The organism is Streptomyces gottesmaniae (assembly GCF_031845845.1).
Classification (GTDB): domain Bacteria; phylum Actinomycetota; class Actinomycetes; order Streptomycetales; family Streptomycetaceae; genus Streptomyces; species Streptomyces akebiae.
Map to the genome: position 1 here is coordinate 1 of NZ_JAVRFJ010000040.1, position 18,093 is coordinate 18,093.

Here is an 18,093-nt window from a genome sequence, read left to right on the forward strand (position 1 = left end):
GGTGGAACCCGGTGAATCCGGGTTCCACCGGCCCGCCGCCGTCGTCGTCCGTAGTCGTCACCCCTGACGATGTGCTCGTCCGTCCCGAACCCCGTCCTGCGGTTGCCGTCCCGGTCCGTCAGGGCGGGAAGGCACAGGCGCACACCCTTCTCGCGCCGACGCCGGGCCTCGGCCCAGCCGCTCTCGCGGACGACGAGTTTCTCGACGGTGTGCGTACTCACGGCGTCTCATCTTCTTTCCGAACCGAATGCCAGTGCTTCCCCGTGTGCGCCCACGGGTGCCCGATGACCGAGGAGCCAAACGGACCTCTCAGGGCAGCGGGGTGCCGCCGGTGGCGTTGAGGATCTCCGCCGTGACGAAACTCGCCTGGTCGGAGGCGAGGAACACGTACGCGGGTGCCATCTCGGCGGGCTGGGCCGGCCTGCCCAGCGGCGCCTGCTTGCCGAACTCCTTCGTGTCCGGGAGCGTCGCCGGGATCAACGGGGTCCACACCGGCCCCGGCGCCACGGCGTTCACCCGGATGCCGTCCGCGGCGACCATCTGCGCCAGCCCTTGGGTGAACGTCACGATCGCGCCCTTGGTCATGGCGTAGTCGAGCAGGTGCGGACTGGGCTTGTACGCCTGCACGGACGTGGTGTTGATGATCGAACCGCCCGCCGGGATGTGCGGCAGGGCCGCCCGGCACAGCCAGAACATGCCGTAGAGGTTCGTCCGGACGACCCGGTCGAACTGCTCCGTGGTGATGGCGCCGATGCCGTCGGGCTGCGCCATCTGGTAGGCGGCGTTGTTGATCAGCACGTCGATCCGGCCGAACTCGGCGACCGCCCGCTCGACCAGAGCGCGGCACTGCTCCTCGTCGCGGACGTCGCAGGCGACGGCGACCGCCTTCCGCCCGGCCTCCTCGACGAGCCGCACGGTCTCCCGGGCGTCCTCGGCCTCCTCCGGCAGATGGGTGAAGAGGACGTCCGCGCCCTCCCGTGCGTACGCCAGAGCCACCGCGCGGCCGATCCCGGAGTCCCCGCCGGTGAGTACCGCCTTGCGGTCCTTGAGCAGCCCGCTGCCCCGGTAGGACTCCTCGCCGTGATCGGGCGGCGGGTCCATCGGGCCCGTCCAGCCGGGATGTTCCTGGTCCTGCTGGGGGAGGTCCGGCCGGGGATGCCGCTCGACCGGGTTCCGCACGTCGTCGTCGTTCATGGGTACGGCCCTTCGTCGGTGTCGGGTGAGCGGAGGGGGCGCCCCCTCCGCACGGCACGTGCCGGGTACCCGCACGGACGTGCCCGACGCCGCGCGGGTCGCCGTCCGTGCCCGTGCCGTACGTGCCCACGCCACAGGCGCCCGCGCCGAACCGGCGTGCAAGTGGTCGGGGCTCCGGGGTGTGGGGAGCCGAGGCGGGGGGACTTGATGGGAAGGCCGGGTTCGACGGCGTTCCCCTGGGGGTCGGCCCGGCCAGGCTTCTCTGGTTCTGACAACGTGCCGGAGGAGCCGTCCCCTCGACTTGTCGGTGCCCGCCGGCCCCGGCCTCACGGGCCTGGGCGCTCCGCCGTCAGAGGCTGCCCTGCTCGCAGACCCGGCGGGCGACCTCACGGAGCTTGATGTTGTGCTCCTGCGAGAAGCGGCGCAGCACGTCGAAGGCCTCCTCCTCGGTGAGGCCGTGGCTGCCCATGAGGATGCCCATGGCCTCGCCGATCACATGGCGGGTGGTGACGGCCTGCTTCAGCTGGGCGTGGGTGCGCGCGCTGGAGAAGGCGACCGCCGCGTGCGAGGCCAGCAGCCAGCCGGCCAACTCACTGGCCTCGGTGAACGCCCCGGGCTCCCGCGAGTAGAGATTCAGCGCGCCGAGGTCCTCGTCCACGGTGAACAGCAGGAAGCCCATCATGCTGCCCACACCCAGCCGGCGGGCCTGTGGGGTGAAGAGGGGCCAGCGCGGCTGCCCGGCGGAGAAATCGGGGATGCGCAGGACCCCCTCACCCTCACGGGCGGCGTCGAAGCACGGCCCCTCGCGCAACCGCTCCTGGAGCCGGTCGCTGTCGACGACCAGCTCGTCCGTGGGAGCGAGCGTCTCCACCGCGGTGCCGTGCAGCACGAGGATGCCGGCCGCGTCACAGCCCTCCACCAGTTCGGTGGCCGAGGCGGTGATCCGCTCCAGGGTGGCGTCGACCGAACGCTGTGCCAGCAGATCGCGCGCCATCGACGCCATCTGCTGTGCGAACCGATCCCAGTCCACACCGTCCTCCGATCACCCCGGCCCGCAGAAGTACTCGTACCCAGCCTCGCACGCGAGCCCCGTGGGAAGGCGACCCGACAGCCGCCTTCCCCGGGCCGGGGCGCGGTACGCCACCGTCGCCGCGCCGGGCGGTCACCGGGTGTCGACGATGCCGCCGGTCACGGCGATGACCTCGCCGACCGTGTAGCTGGAGTCGGCGTCGGAGGCCAGATAGACGTACGTGGGCGCGATCTCCTCCGGCTGGGCCGCCCGGCCCAGGGGCGCCTCGCTCCCGATCTGCGCCAGGCCTTCGGGCGGCATGTGCTGGTCCGCCTCGTTGAGCGGGGTCCAGGTCGGGCCCGGGGCCACCACGTTGGCGCGGACACCGCGCCGGGCCAGGTGCGGGGCGATCGACTTGGTGAGGGTGATCAGCGCGGCCTTGGACGCCGCGTAGTCGATCATCGTCGTGCTGCCCTTGAGCGCTTCCTCGGTGGCGGTGGCGATGACGGCGTCCCCCGGACCGAGATGGGGCAGGGCGGCCATGACCAGGTGGAAGTACGCGTAGATGTTGGTCTTGAACGTCCGGTCGAAGTCGTCGGCCGTCAGCTGCTCCAGTTCGAGCTTGCTGTTGAGGTAGGCGGCGTTGCTCACCAGGACGTTCAGCCCGCCGAGCCGGTCCACGGTCCGCTCCACGGCCTCCCGGCAGAACTCCGGGTCCTTCAGGTCGCCCGGCAGCAACAGGCAGCGCCTGCCCTGCTCCTCCACCTCCTGCCGTACCTGTTCCGCGTCCACGTGCTCGTCCGGCAGATGGACGACGGCCACGTCGGCGCCCTCCCTGGCGTAGAGCAGCGCCACCGCCCGTCCGATGCCGGAATCGCCGCCGGTGATCAGCGCGACCTTGTCCTCCAGCTTTCCGGCGGCGCGGTAACGGTCCGCCCGATAGCGGGGCGCTGTGCGCATGTCCGCCTCCAGGCCGGGCCGTCGCTGTTTGTCCGAGTCGTAGGGCGGGGTGGGTTCGGCGGCGACCTGCGGTGTGGGCTGTTCGTGCTGGGAGGGCAAGGTGTGCCTTTCGCCGGTGCTGTCCACGGGGGCGCCGTGGCCGGCGCCGCGCCGTGCTTGCACGCATCGCGTGCCCACCACGACGCGGACCAAGCCCCGCTTCCCGGCGGGCCGTCGGGGCCCGGCAGCCGGGTCACCCGGCTCGTCCGCCGTGACTTCGCGAGCGGCAGGTGCGGCGCGCCGCCGACGTGGCACTTGGTGGGTATGGAGTGGATGGGCAGGCTGATGAGGGAGGCGCGGCGGCGTGCGGCGGCCGCCGTGCGGACGGTGCGGCTGGCGTGGGCGGGACCGGGCAGGGAACGGGATCTGGTGGCGCAGGCCGGCAAGGCGGCGCTGGCCGCCTGGGTGGCGTGGGCGGTAGCGGGCTGGTGGCTCGCGGCTCCCATGGCGTTCGTGGCGCCCTGGGTTGCCGTCGTGTTGGTGGAGTCGACGGTGTTCCGGTCGCTCGCCCACGGCTTGCAGCAGCTCGGGGCCATCGCGGTCGGCACGGTGGTGGCCACCGGCGTGGCACTGGTGCTGGACCACACGATGGTCACGATGGCCCTGGTGCTGCCGACGGTGCTGTTGCTGGGCCAGTGGCAACGGCTGGGGAGCCAGGGCGTCTACGCGGCCACCGGCGCGCTCTTCGTGCTGACCGGCGGTCAGGTCACCGTCGCCGCGTCGGCCGCCCGCATCGCCGAGGCGGTCTTCGGCGCGGTGGTGGGCGTCGCGGTCAACGCGCTGATCAGGCCCCCGGTGTATCTGCGTGACACCCGCGCCGCGCTGCTCGACGCCGTCCAGGAGGCCGAGGCGATCCTGGACTCGGTGGCGGAGGGACTGGCCACCGGCGAGTGGGAAGGGCAGCAGGCGGGGGAGTGGCACGAGCGCGCACTGCGGTTGGGGCGTCTGGTCGACCAGGCCCGGCAGGCCATCGGGTGGAGCCGGGAGAGCATGCGGGTCAATCCGTGGGGACGCCGCAGGCACGCCGTCGCCCCGCCCGGCAAGGCGTACGCCGACGCGCTGGCCGTGCTCGACCACGTGGCGGTCCACACCTCGGGCGTGACCCGAACGGTGTGGGAGGCCGCCGACGGCGGGGGGAAGGCCGCTCGGCCGGACACGACGATCGCCCGGCCCTACGCGGACTTCCTGCATCGCACCGCCCGCGCCGTCAGCCTCTACGGACGGACCCGATTCGCCCCGGGCGACGACGACGCGGGCGCGGAGGAGCTCCGCGAGGCCGTCGGCGAACTCCACCGCAGCCTCGACGACTTCCGCGTCCGCCTGCCGGGCGCCGTCGCGGACGACCCGGACGCGCTCGTGACGTACGGGACGCTGCTGGCCCAGGCCCACCGTCTGGCCGATCAGCTCGTCCGGCACTGAGGGCCCCGGCGGTCGGGGCAGGGGGGTGTTCTCGGGTTCCGTTGAGCGGCCTCGCGGTCAGCGAGGAGCTGATGATCCAGACGCCGCGCTCCGGCCGGCCCCGCCCTGGGCGTTCCGGCGCTCGACGTCGAAGACCTCCCTCTTCTTCGCGCTGATCCTGCGCAGACAGGGGCGGGTGCGCCGGCTGCGGCGCTACTTGGAGGGCCAGGCCCCCAGGAGTTCGGCCGGAAGTTCCAGGTCGTCCTGGAGTGTGTCTCCCGGGCGCCTTCGGAGCAGCGGGTCGTCTTCCACGCGGACGCCCGGTGCGGAGCTCTCCGCACCGGGCGTCCGGCCCGCGACGCAGGCCCGCAAGGTCTCCAACTCCCCTCGTGCAGCCGGAGCAGCCCCAGCGCCGGGCCAGCGGTTCGGGGGCGATCGGGAGGCAACGGTCCGACCACGCGAAGCCGACCACGCGAAGCCGGTTACTCTCCCGACGGCGCCGTCAGGGTGACCCCCCGGCCGACCGGTGTGCCGAAGTTCGGGGTGCCGTCGGCGTTCCAGGTGAACTTCTGTGCCCTGGGGGACCGGTTCATGTCGCAGCCTCCGGAGGCGGAGTCGTTGGCGTGGTAGATCATCCAGTCCTCGGTCCCGTCGGGCGACCTGAAGAAGCCGTTGTGGCCGGGACCGTAGACGCCGGCTGCGTCGGACCGCTGGAAGACGGGGGTGGGGGACTTGACCCAGGACGAGGCGTTGAGCGGGTCCCCGCCGTTGTGGGTGAGCATGCCGAGCTTGTAGTCGGGTGTGGAGCAGTGGCTGGCCGAGTAGACGATGAACGTCCTGCCGCCCCGTTGCAGGACCTCGGCGCCCTCGTTGACCGCGCCGCCCACCGTCTCCCAGCTGTACGTCGGTGTGGACAGCACCCGGCGGGTGCCGCTCGCGGTCCAGGGGTTCGACAGGGGCCGGATGAACATGGGCTGCGAGCCGTTGTAGTAGGTGCCCAACAGGTAGAGCCTGCCGTCGAGTTGCAGGATGCCGGGGTCCAGTTCCCAGGTGTTGTCCTGGGTCGGGTCGAGCAGGTCGGCCTTGAAGCTGTAGGGACCCATCGGGTCCAGGCCGGCGCTCTCCAGCACGTGGATCCGCTGGGTGCCCAGGTCGAACGGCTCCCGGCCGGCCGTGTAGTAGAAGTACCAGCGCTTGCCGTTCGGTCCGTCGAGCAGATGGAACTCCGGTGCCCACATCGTGCCTGCCCCGTTGGGCCGGGTCAGGTTGAAGATCACCTGTTCCGTCGCCGTGGAGAGCCCCGCCAGCGTGCTCGACCTGCGCATGGTGATCGTCGAGTTCCAGGTCGTGGTGGCGAGGTAGTAGAAGCCGTCGTGGTACGTCAGCCACGGGTCGGGACCGCGCTGGACCAGCGGGTTGGTGAAGGTCTTCGGGGCCGGTCCGCCGCCCGTGAAGCCGGGCAGCCGCCAGACCCTTCCGCTCGCCGTGGCGCACGGCAGTTGGACCAGGACGGTGTTCGAGGCGGAGGAGCCGCCGTTCGGGGTGACGCACTTGCCGGAGCCGACCGAGACCAGGTTGAAGGTCCGGTCGGTGCCGGGGACCGTCACGGGGACGAGCCGCCAGCGCTGGTTGGTGCCGTTGTGGCAGGGCCATTGGATGATCGCCGCGTTGTCCGCCGTGGAGGCGCCGTACACGTCGACGCACTGGCCGGACCCGGTGGTGATCGTGTACGTGTCGCTCGTCCCGTCGACGAGGGTGTAGCCGAAGGACTGGTTCGCGCCCGAGGAGCAGGTGAGGGCGCGCAGTTGCGTGCCGTTCGTCGTCGAGCCGCCGGGCAGGTCGAGGCAGTTGCCGCCGTTCTGGTTCGTCCCCGTCGAGGTGAAGGCGACGGCGGCGGACGCGGGCGGCGCCACGAGGAAGGCGACCGCGAGGGTGAGCAGAGCGAGGAGCGCCGACAGACATCTGGATCGGTTCACGGGCCGTACACCTTTGCTTCGAGGAGGCCGACGGAGTTGGTGCCGTTCCCGGTGAGCACCACCCGGAGCCGGGTGGTGGCGGTGGCGTCGAAGGAGACGGTGTTGTACTGGTTCCTGGCCAGCGGATAGGTTCCGGCGCCCGGCACGTCCACGTACGCGCTGCCGTTCCAGTACTCGAGCTTCCACGAGGCGGGCAGGTCGATGCCCTGGTCGTCGTCGAAGAAGTACACCTCCGCCTTGTTCAGGGTCTTCGCCGACGGCCAGGTCAGCTCGGCCCACTGTCGGCCCGTCTCCGGCCAGGTTCCCCAGCGCGGGTTCACGGTGTCGTTGGACGCGGGCGGGTCGATCCCGTCGTTGACGGCGGTGACGCTCTCCCAGGGTGAGGTGTACGACGCCGACGCCGTGGCCGAGGCCGCCTGGTTGGCCGGTGGCTGGACCCCGCCCCGGTTGAACACCTTGACCTCGGTGAGGCCCGTCTTCGCGCCGGAGGCGTTGGTGGCGAGAACGCGGACGCGCTGGGCGCTGACCGACGGGAACCGCACCCGGTTGTAGTTGGCGCGGGGCGCCGCCGGGCTCTTCGTCTGGTCGGGGACGCCGACCCAGGAACTCCCGTTGTGGTACTGGATCGTGTAAGCGGAGGGCGCCCGGTAGGTGGTGTTCGCCGGGCGGCTGTCCTTGAAGTACAGGCGGACCTCGTCGAGCGTGCGCGGGGTGCCGAAGTTCAGCTCGTACCAGTCCTGGCTGTTGGCCGAGCCGCCCGCACCCCAGAAGGGCTCGTTGGTCGGGAGGCCGTCGACCGCGCCGGCGACATTGCCGCCGGAGCCGGTGTGGGAGGCGGACACGGTGGCGCCGGCGGCGAGGTTGGTGAGATCGGCGGTCAGGTCGACGCCCGCCTTGGCCAGCATGTCGACCATCTGCGGGCTGTCCTGCACGACCTGGTTCGGCGCCTTCAGCCCGGACTTGGCCACGTGGTGGGTGACCGTGCCGCTGGTGGTGACGTCACCCGTGGCCGGGTCCCAGGTCATCGGCGTCAGCGAGCCGACGGTGGCGACCCGGTCGCCGTCGACGTAGATCGAGTAGCCCTCCGGGATGCCCGGGTAGCGCACCACGCCGTCGGCCGGGTCGTCCCAGACCACGGACAGGTCGGCGCCCCGGTAGCGGAGGTTGTTGACGGTGAAGTGGCTCCAGCCGATGTCGATCGGGGACAGCTCCACCTTGGCGTCGCTGCGGGGCCGCAGCCCGGCGACGTCCTCGATGACGGTCCAGTTGCTGCTGCCGAGGATGTTGTGGTGGATCCAGGAGCGGTAGTCGATCGAGCTGCCGTTCCAGTCGGCCCAGAACTCGTTGGCGTCGGGCCACTGGGTGTTGCCGCCGACGTACTGTGCCCAGGTGTTCCAGTAGAGGAGCTTCTTGTAGTCGCTCGCGCTCATCCAGGAGTTGGGGTAGTTGCGCAGCACCGAGGAGTACAGCCGGAACTGCACGGTGGAGTTGATGGTGGAGAAGTTGTTGGAGCCCGGCTCCCCGGCGTCGGCCGCCGCCTTCTTGTCGACCTGGTTGGCCGTGTAGAAGGGGAACACCGGGTACTGGGCGGGGTCGTCGTAGAGCCGCAGCGCCTGCCGGTACGTGGCGGTGTTCGGGACGGCTCCGACGGAGAACGGGTAGTAGTTGTTGATCTCCTTCCAGGGCACCCACTCGTTCGTCGACTTGAGCCGGTGCTCGAACAGTCGCCGGTCGGGGTTCCACAGCACGTTCACGATCGCGTCCTCGATCTGGCCGGCGAGCGTGCGCATCTCCGTGGCCTTGGCCGTGTTGCCGGTGGCCTCGTAGGCCTGGGCGGCGGCGAGGGCCCCGCTGTACTGGTAGGCGGACTCGGCGCGGTCCATGGCGCCGGGCTTCCAGTGGAAGGAGACCGCGTCGGCGTCGTTGCCGGTCAGGGCGCCCCAGTCGTACTCGATGAGCTTGTTGCCGTCACGGTCGTAGTGCGCGAGCTGCCCCTTGACGTCCCCCTCGGCGTAGCGGGCCAGGTTGGCGGCGATGCCCGGCTGTCCGCCGTGGATCTGGTAGCTCTTCCAGGCCGCCTCGGCGATGTACTGGGTGTAGCTGTTGGACCAGTTCTCCGGGTCGCCCGGGTTGTCGAGGAAGCGGCCGCCCTTGGAGGTCTGGCCCACGCTCAGCCAGTCCCCGTAGGCGTAGGCCGGGTTCCGCAGGTACTTGAGGTCGTCGATGTGCATCGGCTGGGTGAGCGCGATGGCGTTGTTGTAGCCGAGGACGCCCTCGGTGGAGGTCGGGAACTGGAAGGTCTGCCCGGGGATGTCGGCGTCGAGGCTGTTGAAGCGCATCAGCCACCAGCGGTAGTAGATGTTCTTCTTGATGGCCGGCTCGGGCACGTCGATGTAGGGCACGTTCCGCGCCCACCACAGGTTGTAGGCCTTGACGTGGGTGGCGAACGCGGTCGCGGGGGAGTGGCCCGCGTAGGCGTGGTACTCGGTCAGCGACTGCGGGATCTCGTCGGTGACGAAGCCCATGACCACCTTGGCCGTCACCGTGGCACCGGCCGCGATCGTCACGGACCGGTCGAGGCCGCCGCCGGAGACGGCGAAGCCGTCGCCGGTGAGGCGGGGGCGGAGGGTCGTGAGGTTGTTGTAGGCGTTGACCTGGCCGGTCAGCTCGCTGCCGCTGCCGGAGGTGGCGTACGGCGACGTCGCACGCAACTGGAGCGTCGTGGACGCGGAACCGTTGTTCCTGATGGACAGGTTGGTCACGGCGACGTTGTTGTCGGTGATGAACTTCGTCTGGTCGACCGTGATCGAGCCGCTGGTGTGGACGCTCTTCCAGTGGCTGGGGGTCTGCCGCCGCTGGGCGACCTGCTCCGTGAAGGTGCCCGGGGTGATCGCCACGGTGTAGGCGTTGTTGTCGCTGATGCTCTCCCAGTAGGCGGACTTGCCGCCGAAACCGAGCTGGGCGGGGTTGTGCTCCTTCATGAAGAGGGCCCGGCCGCGGCTCATCAGCCAGGGCCCGGCCGGGTCGTTGCCGGAGCGGGCGAGCAGGCGGTCCATCCAGAAGTCGGTGCCCGAACTCTCCGCGTCGTAGACGGCCTTCATCATGTCGCCGGAGGTGTGGGCGACCGGCGGTGCCGGGATCGCGGGACCGCCGAAGGTGGGGAACCCGATGGTCTGCGCCGCCGCGGCGGGGGGAACGGCGACGACGGAACATGCGCTGAGGGCCAGGGCGACGAGGAGACACCTCGTGCGCCGGCGTCGTACCAGGAGGACGTGCGGTCTTCTCATCACAGGCTCCCTGTCCCGTTGACGACACGTGCGCGCGAACCGGGGAGTGCGGAAAAACGACCTAAAAGGTTTTCGCAACGTAGGAGCGGGCTGTTGAAGTGTCAAGGGAGGCGGGAGAGAGGCGAGTTCACGCGGTAAGCGGTCCAGGACACGCAGACGTCACCCGCGCACCTGTCCGGCGCCGCGGAAACCCTTTTCGGTCCCGGTTCAGTGCCGTGGGGACCGACGGACCGTCAGGACAGCCACGTCGTCGTGCGAACCGCCGCCGCCCGCGTACGCGCGGGCGTCCTCGTACAGGGCCCGGGGCAGGTCGGTGGGGGAGGTGTCGAGATGCTCGGCGAGGCGTTCGTCGACCGGGTAGAACGTGCCGTCGGCCGCCCGGATCTCGGTGAGGCCGTCGGTGCTCAGCAGCAGCGTCGCGCCCTGCGGGAACGCGAACCAGCTCACGATCGTGGGTTCGAGGGCGAGTTCGGCGAGGCCGAGCGGGACGCCCGAGTCCAGCTCGGCCGTCGTGACCGTGCCCTCGTGCAGGACATGCGGCGGGACGTGTCCGCAGTTGACGGCCTGCACCTCCTCGCCGTGCCCGTCGATGCCGATCACCAGGGCGGTGACGAAGCGCTCGTCGTCACCGGTGTTCTCGGCGTAGGAGTTGTGCCGGACGACCGCCGCGTCCAGCGCGTCGACGAGGGCGGTGAGCGTGGGCTCGCGATGGGCGGCCTCGCGGAAGGTGCCGATGACGGCGAACGCGGCGCCCACGGCGGCCAGTCCCTTGCCCTGGACGTCCCCGATCAGCACCCGCGTCCCCCAGGGCGAGGCGACGACGTCGTAGATGTCCCCGCCGACCAGCCGGTCCTCCTGGAGGGGCTCGTACACGCCGTTGACGAGGACGTCGTCGGTGAGCAGCGGCAGCGGGTGCAGGATGTGCCGCTGCATGGCCGCGGCCGTGGAACGCAGCCGGAACATCTCGTGCTCGCGCCCGATCCGCCGGTGGCAGGCGTACACCGACGCCACGCCCAGAGCGAGGGTGAGCAGCACGAGGAGGAGCCGGTCGAGCCACCGGTCGGCGTCGACGTTGCGCACCACCGCCGTGGTGGTGACGACGAGCGTGGTCCAGGCGGCGACGAACGCCGTCTGCCGGACCGTGCACAGCGCCGACGCCGTGCCCGGCAGGAACACCAGCAGCCCGAGCAGCCACACCTCGGACCCGGACAGCACCCCGAGCGCCTCCACCAGGGCGGTGACCCCCAGCACGCCGAGGATCAGTTCGGCGTTGCGTGGCGGCTCGATGGCCTCGAAGGCCTCGACGGCCTCGACAGGGCTCTTCCGGCGGCTACCGGCCATGCGGACTCCCGGGCAGATCGTGATCTCCCCGTACGTTAAGCCGGGTCCTCCCACGTGCGGGAACCGCCCCGCCGTAGCGGCCGGAGCCGGGGGTCGACGTGGACCTTCGGCCCGGCGCCGGCCCCGGCCGGGCGCTCACCGGCGAGCACCGGTCCGACCGCGTCGAGGGGCACCGTGGCGGCGACGAGCGGACGGGGGTCGATCGTGCCGTTCGCGTAGGCGCGGATGGTGGCGTCGAGTCCGGGGGAGGCGGAGAGGACGCCGACGGCCGTGACGTCCTTGAGGACGAGCGCGCGGGTGTCGATCCGGCTGGGCCCGGCGGCCAGCCCGATGTAGACGACGCGGCCGCCCGGCTCCACCGACTCCAGCGCGCGCTCCGGCAGATGGGCGGCGTTCGTGGCGTCGACGACGGCGTCGAAGGGGAGGTCCGGCAGGGAGTCCTCCGTCCAGGTGCGGTCGAAGCCCAGGCTGCGGGCGAAGGCGAGGGAAGGGGCGTCCCGGCCCATGAGGTGGACCTCCGCACCCGCGGCCCGGAGGAACAGCGCGACCAGCAGCCCGATCGTGCCAGGGCCGAGGACCAGGGCCCGGTCCCCCGGCCGGGCCGCGGCCGCCCGCGCCGCGCGCAGGGCGTTGCCGCCCGGCTCCACCAGCGCGCCGAGCACCGCGTCCACGGAGTCCGGCAGGGCGTGCAACGAGGTGGCCGGTACGGCGAGCCGCTCCGCCAGGGCACCCGCGAGACCCCCGCGTATGCCGACCTCCAGGCGCCGCTCGCAGACGTGCTGGTCGCCCCGGAGGCAGCGGCGGCAGTCGCCGCAGCCCAGCATCGTGTCGCCCATGACACGCCTGCCGACCCAACCCGGGTCGACACCGTCCCCGGCCGCCGACACCCGCCCGGCCCACTCGTGGCCGAGCCGCATCGGATAGGCGGCGTGCCCCTGGTGGAGGTAGGTCATCGTGCCGGAGAAGAACTCCATGTCGGTACCGCACACCCCGACCCGCTCCACGTCGACGACGACTTCCCCGGGCCCGGCGACCGGCGCCGGGAGCTCCTGGACCTCGTACGAGCCGGGGGCGGTGAGGACGAACGCGCGCATCAGGTTCACGGAGTTCTCTCCTGGGTGGTGTCGGACGCCGTGCGGCCGGGGCCGGGCGTGAGCGAGGTCTTCGCCGGGGTGCGGAGCGGGCCTCACCGGTACGGCTCGCCGAGCGGCCCGAGCAGCGCGCGGATCTCGTCGAGCGGGTCGAACGGGGTCGCCAGGGGCGTCCGGTACGCGAGCGCGCTGCCGCTCACGGCACCGGACGGGGCCCGCCACCGGACGGTGCCCGCGGCGAGGTCGGGAACACCGGCGGTGCCAGGCAGTCGAACCCGGCCTCGGTCTCCTGGTCGTCGACGCCGTGGCCCCCGACGCGGGCGGCCGCCGGCTCACGCTGCGGCACGGCCGCCGTGCACGGCGGCCGGGGCGTACGACGGCCCGGGGGAGGGCCGCCGATCCAGGCGTCCCCCTCCGCCGCCGGATCGCCCGACCGCCTGGCGAGCAGCAGCTCTCCGGCAGCGGTGGGGTGGGCGGGGTCGCGTCCGCCGACCGTCGGCGTCAGCCGGAGGGCACCATCGGGCGGGTCGGCCTCGGCCCGGTACACGGCCTCCCGGCAGTCCGGCACCGCGTGGTGAGCGGGCTCGCCGAACCGGTGCGCCGGCGCTTCGAGCACCGGGCGGACGCGGATGTGCTCCGGCCGCGCCTCGTGGTGCGGGCTCCGACCACTGTCCGCGTCGGAGGACGGCTTCGGTGTCGGCGCGAAGGCCATGCGCAGGAACGCGTCACCGAGCGTGGGTCGGTCCTGTGCGTCTTGGTCGGTGTGTGTGGGTCGGTCCTGTGCGTCTTGGTCGGTGTGTGTGGGTCGGTCCCGTGCGTCTTGGTCGGTGTGCGTGGGTCGGTCCCGCGCGTCCTGGCCGGCGCGCCCGGTCCGGCGCAGCGCACCCAGCGTCCGGTGCGCCGTCGGCCCGGGACTGCCGACCACCTCGGTCGGCTCCTCCAGTCCCACCCCGCCGGGACACCTGGCCGGCGCCTTCAGGACCGCCAACACCCGGTCCGCCCCCACGAGTCGGCCGGCCCCGCCACCCGCCGGGGCACCCGCCGCGGGGTCTGCCGCGCTCCGGTGCGCCTGCGTATGCTTCATCGCGTTCCAGACTGTAGACCGCCGTGCCGATGGTCGGAAGGGACTCCGGGTGACGCTCCGCAGCGCGCAGTGGTACGGGGGACAGGACCGCAACGCCTACATCCACCGGGCGTGGATGCGGCGGGGCGTGCCGGACGACGCCTTCACCGGACGGCCGCAGATCGCCATCGCCAACACCGCCTCCGATCTGACGCCCTGCAACGCCCACCTGGACGAGGTCGCGGCCTCGGTGCGCAACGGCGTGTACGAGGCCGGCGGCATCCCGCTGGACCTGCCGGTGGTGTCGCTCGGCGAGACGAACGTACGGCCCACCGCGATGCTCTGGCGGAACATGGCGGCGATGGCCACGGAGGAGATGCTGCGGGCCAACCCCATCGACGGTGTGGTGCTCCTCGGCGGCTGCGACAAGACGATCCCCTCGCTGCTGATGGCCGCCGCCTCGGTGGACCTCCCCGCGGTGGTGGTCCCCGGCGGGCCGATGCTCAACGGCACCTTCCGCGGCGGCCTGCTGGGCTGCGGCACCGGGGTGTGGCAGCTGTCGGAGGAGGTCCGGGCGGGCACGCTCTCCCAGGAGCAGTTCACCCGCTCCGAGTCGGCGATGATCCGCAGCCGGGGGCACTGCAACACGATGGGGACCGCGTCGACGATGGCTCTGGTGGCCGAGGCGCTGGGCACGGTGATCCCCGGCGTGGCGGGCATCCCCGCCGCCGACAGCAGGCTGTTGGAGGCCGCGCACCACACCGGCCGGCTGGCCGTGGACATGGTGGGTGCCGACCGGCGACCGGGCACCTTCCTGACGAAGGCGTCCTTCCACAACGCGATCGTCGCGCTGGCGGCCATCGGCGGTTCGACCAACGCGGTGATCCACCTCCTCGCCGTCGCCGGCCGCCTGGGGGTCGACCTGTCGCTCGACGACTTCGACCGCATCGGCTCCCGGGTGCCGGTCCTCGTGGACCTCCAGCCCGCCGGACGCTTCCTCATGGAGGACCTCCACCGCGCCGGAGGACTGCTCGCCGTCCTGCGCGAGGTCCGCGATCTGCTCGACCCCGACGCGCTCACCGTCACCGGCGAGCCACTGGTCGCCCACCTCGACGACGCCGCCGTCTGGGACACCGAGGTCATCCGCCCGCGTGCCGACCCGCTGGTCGCCGAGGGCGGCATCGCCGTCCTGCGCGGCAACCTCGCCCCCGACGGCGCCCTCGTCAAACCGGCCGCCGCCTCCCCGCGTCTGCTGCGCCACCGGGGGCGGGCCGTCGTCTTCGACTCCGTCGAGGACTTCCACGCCCGGATCGACGACCCGGACCTGGATGTCGACGCCGATTCCGTCCTCGTCCTGCGCGGCTGCGGCCCCAAGGGCTACCCGGGCATGCCCGAGGTCTCCAACATGCCCCTGCCGAGGAAGCTCCTCGAACAGGGCGTCCGTGACATGGTCCGTGTCTGCGACGGCCGGATGAGCGGCACGGCGTACGGCACGGTCGTCCTCCACGTGGCACCGGAGGCCGCGGCCGGCGGCCCCCTCGCCCTCGTCCGGACCGGCGACTTCGTCATCCTCGACGTGGCGGCCCGCCGTATCGACGTCGACGTGTCCGCCGACGAACTCGCGCGGCGGGAGCCGGACCGGGCCACGGTCGCCGGCTTCGCCACCCCCAGGCGCGGCTGGGAACGCCTCTACGTCGACCACGTCCTCCAGGCCGACACGGGCGCCGACCTCGACTTCCTCCTCGGCTCCAGCGGTTCCGAGGTGAGCCGCGAGTCGCACTGACGCCGACTCCGGCCGGCCGCCCCGGCGCAGGACCCGCGACGGGCGTCACGCACGCCGGCTGACCACGGACGGCGTACGCGACCCGTTCCCGCGCCCCCACGACGCGTCCGTTCCCGCGCCCCCACGACGCGTCGAGGCCAAGGCCCCGGGTGCGCCGTGCGCGGCCGCGTGGCGCGCAGGCTCGGGGAAACGCTGGGATGCTGAACGAGGAGCGCTGCCCGAGTTCCGACGACCGGTGGTGGTGAAAGCCATGGTGAGGTCCGGGGAGAGAGGTTCGGGGTCGGCCGTCCCCTGTGCCGATCCCCAGGGCGACCCGTTCCTGCCCACCCGGCTCGCCGTACCGGCCCGGCCCGTCACGTTCCTGCGGCGCGAACGTCTGGTCGACCACCTCGACCAGGCCCTGAGGACGCCGCTGACCGTGGTCAACGGGGCGGCCGGCGCCGGCAAGACCCTGCTGGTCGCCGACTGGGCGGCCCGGCGGGACCGCCCGGTCGCCTGGCTCACCACCGAGGCCGGCGACCAGGGCCCCGGCATGTTCTGGGCCTACCTCCTCCAGGCACTGCGCGCCGCCGGTGTGCCCCTGCCGTCCGGCATCGGCTGTCCGGCCGACGCCGGCCGCGTGGACCGCACCCTGCTGACCCGGCTCGCCACCGAACTGGGCGCCCTGGACCCACCCGTGATCGTGGTGCTCGACGAGTACGACCGGGTGACCGACCCGGAGATCGCGGACCAACTGGAGTTCGTCCTGCACCACGCCGCCTCCGGTGTCCGCCTGATCCTCGTCACCCGCACCGAACCGCTGCTGCCGCTGCACCGCCACCGCACCACCGGCGACATCACGGAGATCAGGAACGCGGAACTGGCCTTCACACCCGAGGAGGCGGCCGTCCTGCTGGACCTGCACGGCCTGCGGCTCCCGGTGCCCGTCGCGGAGGCGCTCGTGGAGCGCACCCGGGGGTGGGCGGCAGGTCTGCGGTTGTGCGCGCTGGCCGCGCGGGAGAGCCCGGACCCGGAGGCGTACCTGAAACAGTTCGAGGCGGACCGCACGGCGGTCGCCGACTTCCTGCTCGCGGAGGTCCTCGAACGACAGACCCCCGAGACCCAGGACCTCCTCCTGCGGGTCAGCGTCCTGGAGCGGTTCCGCCCCGAGCTGGCCGACGCGCTCACCGAACGCGCCGACGCCGAGGGCATCCTGGCCGGGCTGCACCGGGGCAACGCCTTCGTCGAGGACCTCGGGCACGCCTGGTACCGCCTGCACCCCCTCTTCGGGGAGATCCTCCGCGCCCATCTGCGGATGCGCTGCCCCGGCCTGGAACCCGTGCTCCACCGGCGGGCCGCACAGTGGCTGCGCCGCTCGGGAATGCTCGCGGAGGCGCTCGGCCACGGCGCCGCCGCGGGCGACTGGGAGTTCACCGCCGGCGCCCTCGTCGACGACCTCGCCATCGGCCAGCTCTTCACCGGCCTGCGCTCCGACGACCTCACCGACCTGTTCTCCCGCATGGACCCCGAAGCCACGAGCCCCGCGACGGACCTCGTACGGGCGGCCCGTGAGCTCTCCCGGTGCGAGCTCGACCGGGGCCTGACCCATCTGCGGCACGCGGAGCGGAGCCTCGCGGGGGAGGAGGACCGGGCGCGGGCCCAGGACGAACCGGGCCCGGCGGCGGCCCGGCTGAGCTGCCTGCTGCTGGAGGCGCTGGCGGCCCGGCTGACCGGCTCACCGGGCAGGGCGGAACAGGCCGCCGGAACCGCCGAGCGGCTGCGCGAACAGGTCCCCGCCCACCTCTTGGACAGGCATCCCGAACTCACCGCCCTGCTCCTCGCCCATGTGGGCTCCACCCGGCTGTGGGCCGGGCACCTGGAGGAGGCGCGTGCCGCCCTGTCGCTGGTCGCCGAGGGCTCCGACGGCGTGTCGACCGCGCTTCCCCGCGAGGACTCCCTCGGCCGACTGGCCCTCATCGACTATCTGAACGGCTGGCTCGGCAGGGCGGAACGCAAGGCCATGGCGGCGCTCACCGTCTCCGAGCGGTACAGCCTGCCGCAGCCGTCGGGTTTCGGCGTCGCACGGCTGGTCCTCGCGGCCGTGGCCGTCGACCGGGGCGAACTGCGGCTGGCCCGCGCCCATCTCGACGCGGCGGCTGCCGCCCCGCCCGCGATGCGGGACCCGGTGACCGAGGCGGGCCGCTCCCTCGCCACCGCCCGTCTGCTGCTGGCCCGCGGCGACACCCGGGCCGCCCTGGCGGCGGCCGAACCGGCCGTGGCCGCCGACGTCGCCTCGCCCTGGGCGGAGGGGCACACGGCCCTGGTCGCCTCCGCCGCCCACCTGTCCCGGGGCCGGCCCGAGGCCGCCGCCGAACTGCTGCACGCCGTGCCCGGCCACCAGCCCGTGTGCGCGGTGGGCGAGGCACGTGCCCGTCTGGCCGCGGGCACGCCCCTCGCGGCGATCGAGCTGCTGGACGGGCTGCACCCCGAGAGCCCCACCGGCCCCGCGGTGACCGTACGGGCCCTGCTGGTCCGTGCCGAGGCCGCACACGCGATGGGCGACCAGGCCGCCGTGCGCAGGCTTCTCGCCCAGGCGCTCCACGAGGCCCGGCGCGAGCGGCTGCGCCGGCCGTTCGCCGAGGCCGGCGGATGGCTCCGGCCCGTGCTCGGCACCGCCCCGCTGCGGGGCCTCGCGGCCGGCTGGCTCACCTCCGACCCCGCCGGGCCGCCGTCACACACCGGGCCGCCCCGGCCCGAGGAGCGGCCACCGGTGGTGGAGGAGTTGAGCGGGCGCGAACGCGACGTGCTGCGGCGTCTGGACCGGATGATGTCCACCGAGGAGATCGCCGCCGACCTGTGCGTGTCGGTCAACACCGTCAAGACCCACCTCAAGAGCGTCTTCCGCAAGCTCGCGGTCAACCGCCGCAACGACGCCGTACGCCGCGCCCGCGAGCTGCGTCTGCTGTGACTGAC

Annotated in this window: 12 protein-coding genes; 3 read left to right on the forward strand and 9 right to left on the reverse strand. The window is 72.6% G+C overall.

Annotation, left to right across the window (positions count from 1 at the left end):
• The 4 genes from RM704_RS34805 to RM704_RS34820 form a co-directional block, all read right to left on the reverse strand.
• The coding region (locus RM704_RS34805) for a hypothetical protein (RefSeq protein ID WP_311591954.1) at positions 1 to 221 on the reverse strand (221 nt) is incomplete at its 3' end.
• A gap of 88 nt (positions 222 to 309) precedes the next feature.
• Positions 310 to 1,194 (reverse strand): SDR family oxidoreductase, encoded by an 885-nt coding sequence (locus tag RM704_RS34810; protein ID WP_033527865.1) that lies wholly within the window; start codon positions 1,192 to 1,194, stop codon positions 310 to 312.
• Between the two features lie 349 nt (positions 1,195 to 1,543).
• Positions 1,544 to 2,224: a GAF and ANTAR domain-containing protein gene (locus RM704_RS34815; protein ID WP_107072308.1), complete on the reverse strand. Its 681-nt coding sequence runs from the start codon at positions 2,222 to 2,224 to the stop codon at positions 1,544 to 1,546.
• A 132-nt stretch (positions 2,225 to 2,356) separates the two neighbouring features.
• On the reverse strand, positions 2,357 to 3,289 hold the full coding sequence (locus tag RM704_RS34820) for an SDR family oxidoreductase (RefSeq protein ID WP_311591960.1): 933 nt from the start codon (positions 3,287 to 3,289) through the stop codon (positions 2,357 to 2,359).
• Positions 3,290 to 3,466: 177 nt separating this feature from the next.
• On the opposite strand from RM704_RS34820, the gene RM704_RS34825 reads away from it, so the two are divergent.
• Positions 3,467 to 4,621, forward strand: coding sequence for an aromatic acid exporter family protein (locus tag RM704_RS34825; RefSeq protein WP_192829675.1), 1,155 nt, complete (start codon positions 3,467 to 3,469; stop codon positions 4,619 to 4,621).
• 461 nt (positions 4,622 to 5,082) lie between these two features.
• On the opposite strand, the gene RM704_RS34830 is transcribed toward RM704_RS34825, so the two are convergent.
• From RM704_RS34830 to RM704_RS34850, 5 genes are all read right to left on the reverse strand, one after another.
• Entirely contained in the window at positions 5,083 to 6,576 is a 1,494-nt protein-coding gene (locus RM704_RS34830; RefSeq protein ID WP_033527864.1) for a family 43 glycosylhydrolase, read from the reverse strand.
• Entirely contained in the window at positions 6,573 to 9,863 is a 3,291-nt protein-coding gene (locus tag RM704_RS34835; protein WP_033527863.1) for a discoidin domain-containing protein, read from the reverse strand. The genes RM704_RS34830 and RM704_RS34835 overlap by 4 nt, the downstream gene beginning before the upstream one ends.
• A gap of 207 nt (positions 9,864 to 10,070) precedes the next feature.
• Positions 10,071 to 11,204 carry a PP2C family protein-serine/threonine phosphatase gene (locus RM704_RS34840; RefSeq protein WP_033527862.1) on the reverse strand — a complete coding sequence of 378 codons (1,134 nt, stop codon included), beginning with the start codon at positions 11,202 to 11,204 and terminating at the stop codon, positions 10,071 to 10,073.
• Positions 11,205 to 11,239: 35 nt separating this feature from the next.
• Positions 11,240 to 12,298: a zinc-dependent alcohol dehydrogenase gene (locus RM704_RS34845; RefSeq protein WP_192829681.1), complete on the reverse strand. Its 1,059-nt coding sequence runs from the start codon at positions 12,296 to 12,298 to the stop codon at positions 11,240 to 11,242.
• A gap of 193 nt (positions 12,299 to 12,491) precedes the next feature.
• Positions 12,492 to 13,379 (reverse strand): IclR family transcriptional regulator domain-containing protein, encoded by an 888-nt coding sequence (locus RM704_RS34850; RefSeq protein ID WP_311591963.1) that lies wholly within the window; start codon positions 13,377 to 13,379, stop codon positions 12,492 to 12,494.
• Between the two features lie 49 nt (positions 13,380 to 13,428).
• Here RM704_RS34850 and RM704_RS34855 point away from each other — a divergent pair, with 49 nt between their 5' ends.
• Both RM704_RS34855 and RM704_RS34860 read left to right on the forward strand, forming a co-directional pair.
• Positions 13,429 to 15,141, forward strand: coding sequence for an IlvD/Edd family dehydratase (locus RM704_RS34855; RefSeq protein WP_033527861.1), 1,713 nt, complete (start codon positions 13,429 to 13,431; stop codon positions 15,139 to 15,141).
• A gap of 250 nt (positions 15,142 to 15,391) precedes the next feature.
• Positions 15,392 to 18,088, forward strand: coding sequence for a winged helix-turn-helix domain-containing protein (locus tag RM704_RS34860; protein ID WP_033527961.1), 2,697 nt, complete (start codon positions 15,392 to 15,394; stop codon positions 18,086 to 18,088).
• The last annotated feature ends 5 nt before the right edge of the window (positions 18,089 to 18,093 follow it).

Bases quoted from the DNA above. Each gene is read 5' to 3' on its own strand.
- RM704_RS34840 (WP_033527862.1), bottom strand. From the start codon at position 11,204: ATGGCCGGTAGCCGCCGGAAGAGCCCTGTCGAGGCCGTCGAGGCCTTC.
- RM704_RS34810 (WP_033527865.1), bottom strand. From the start codon at position 1,194: ATGAACGACGACGACGTGCGGAACCCGGTCGAGCGGCATCCCCGGCCG.
- RM704_RS34850 (WP_311591963.1), bottom strand. From the start codon at position 13,379: ATGAAGCATACGCAGGCGCACCGGAGCGCGGCAGACCCCGCGGCGGGT.
- RM704_RS34825 (WP_192829675.1), top strand. From the start codon at position 3,467: ATGGAGTGGATGGGCAGGCTGATGAGGGAGGCGCGGCGGCGTGCGGCG.
- RM704_RS34835 (WP_033527863.1), bottom strand. From the start codon at position 9,863: ATGAGAAGACCGCACGTCCTCCTGGTACGACGCCGGCGCACGAGGTGT.
- RM704_RS34845 (WP_192829681.1), bottom strand. From the start codon at position 12,298: ATGCGCGCGTTCGTCCTCACCGCCCCCGGCTCGTACGAGGTCCAGGAG.
- RM704_RS34860 (WP_033527961.1), top strand. From the start codon at position 15,392: ATGGTGAGGTCCGGGGAGAGAGGTTCGGGGTCGGCCGTCCCCTGTGCC.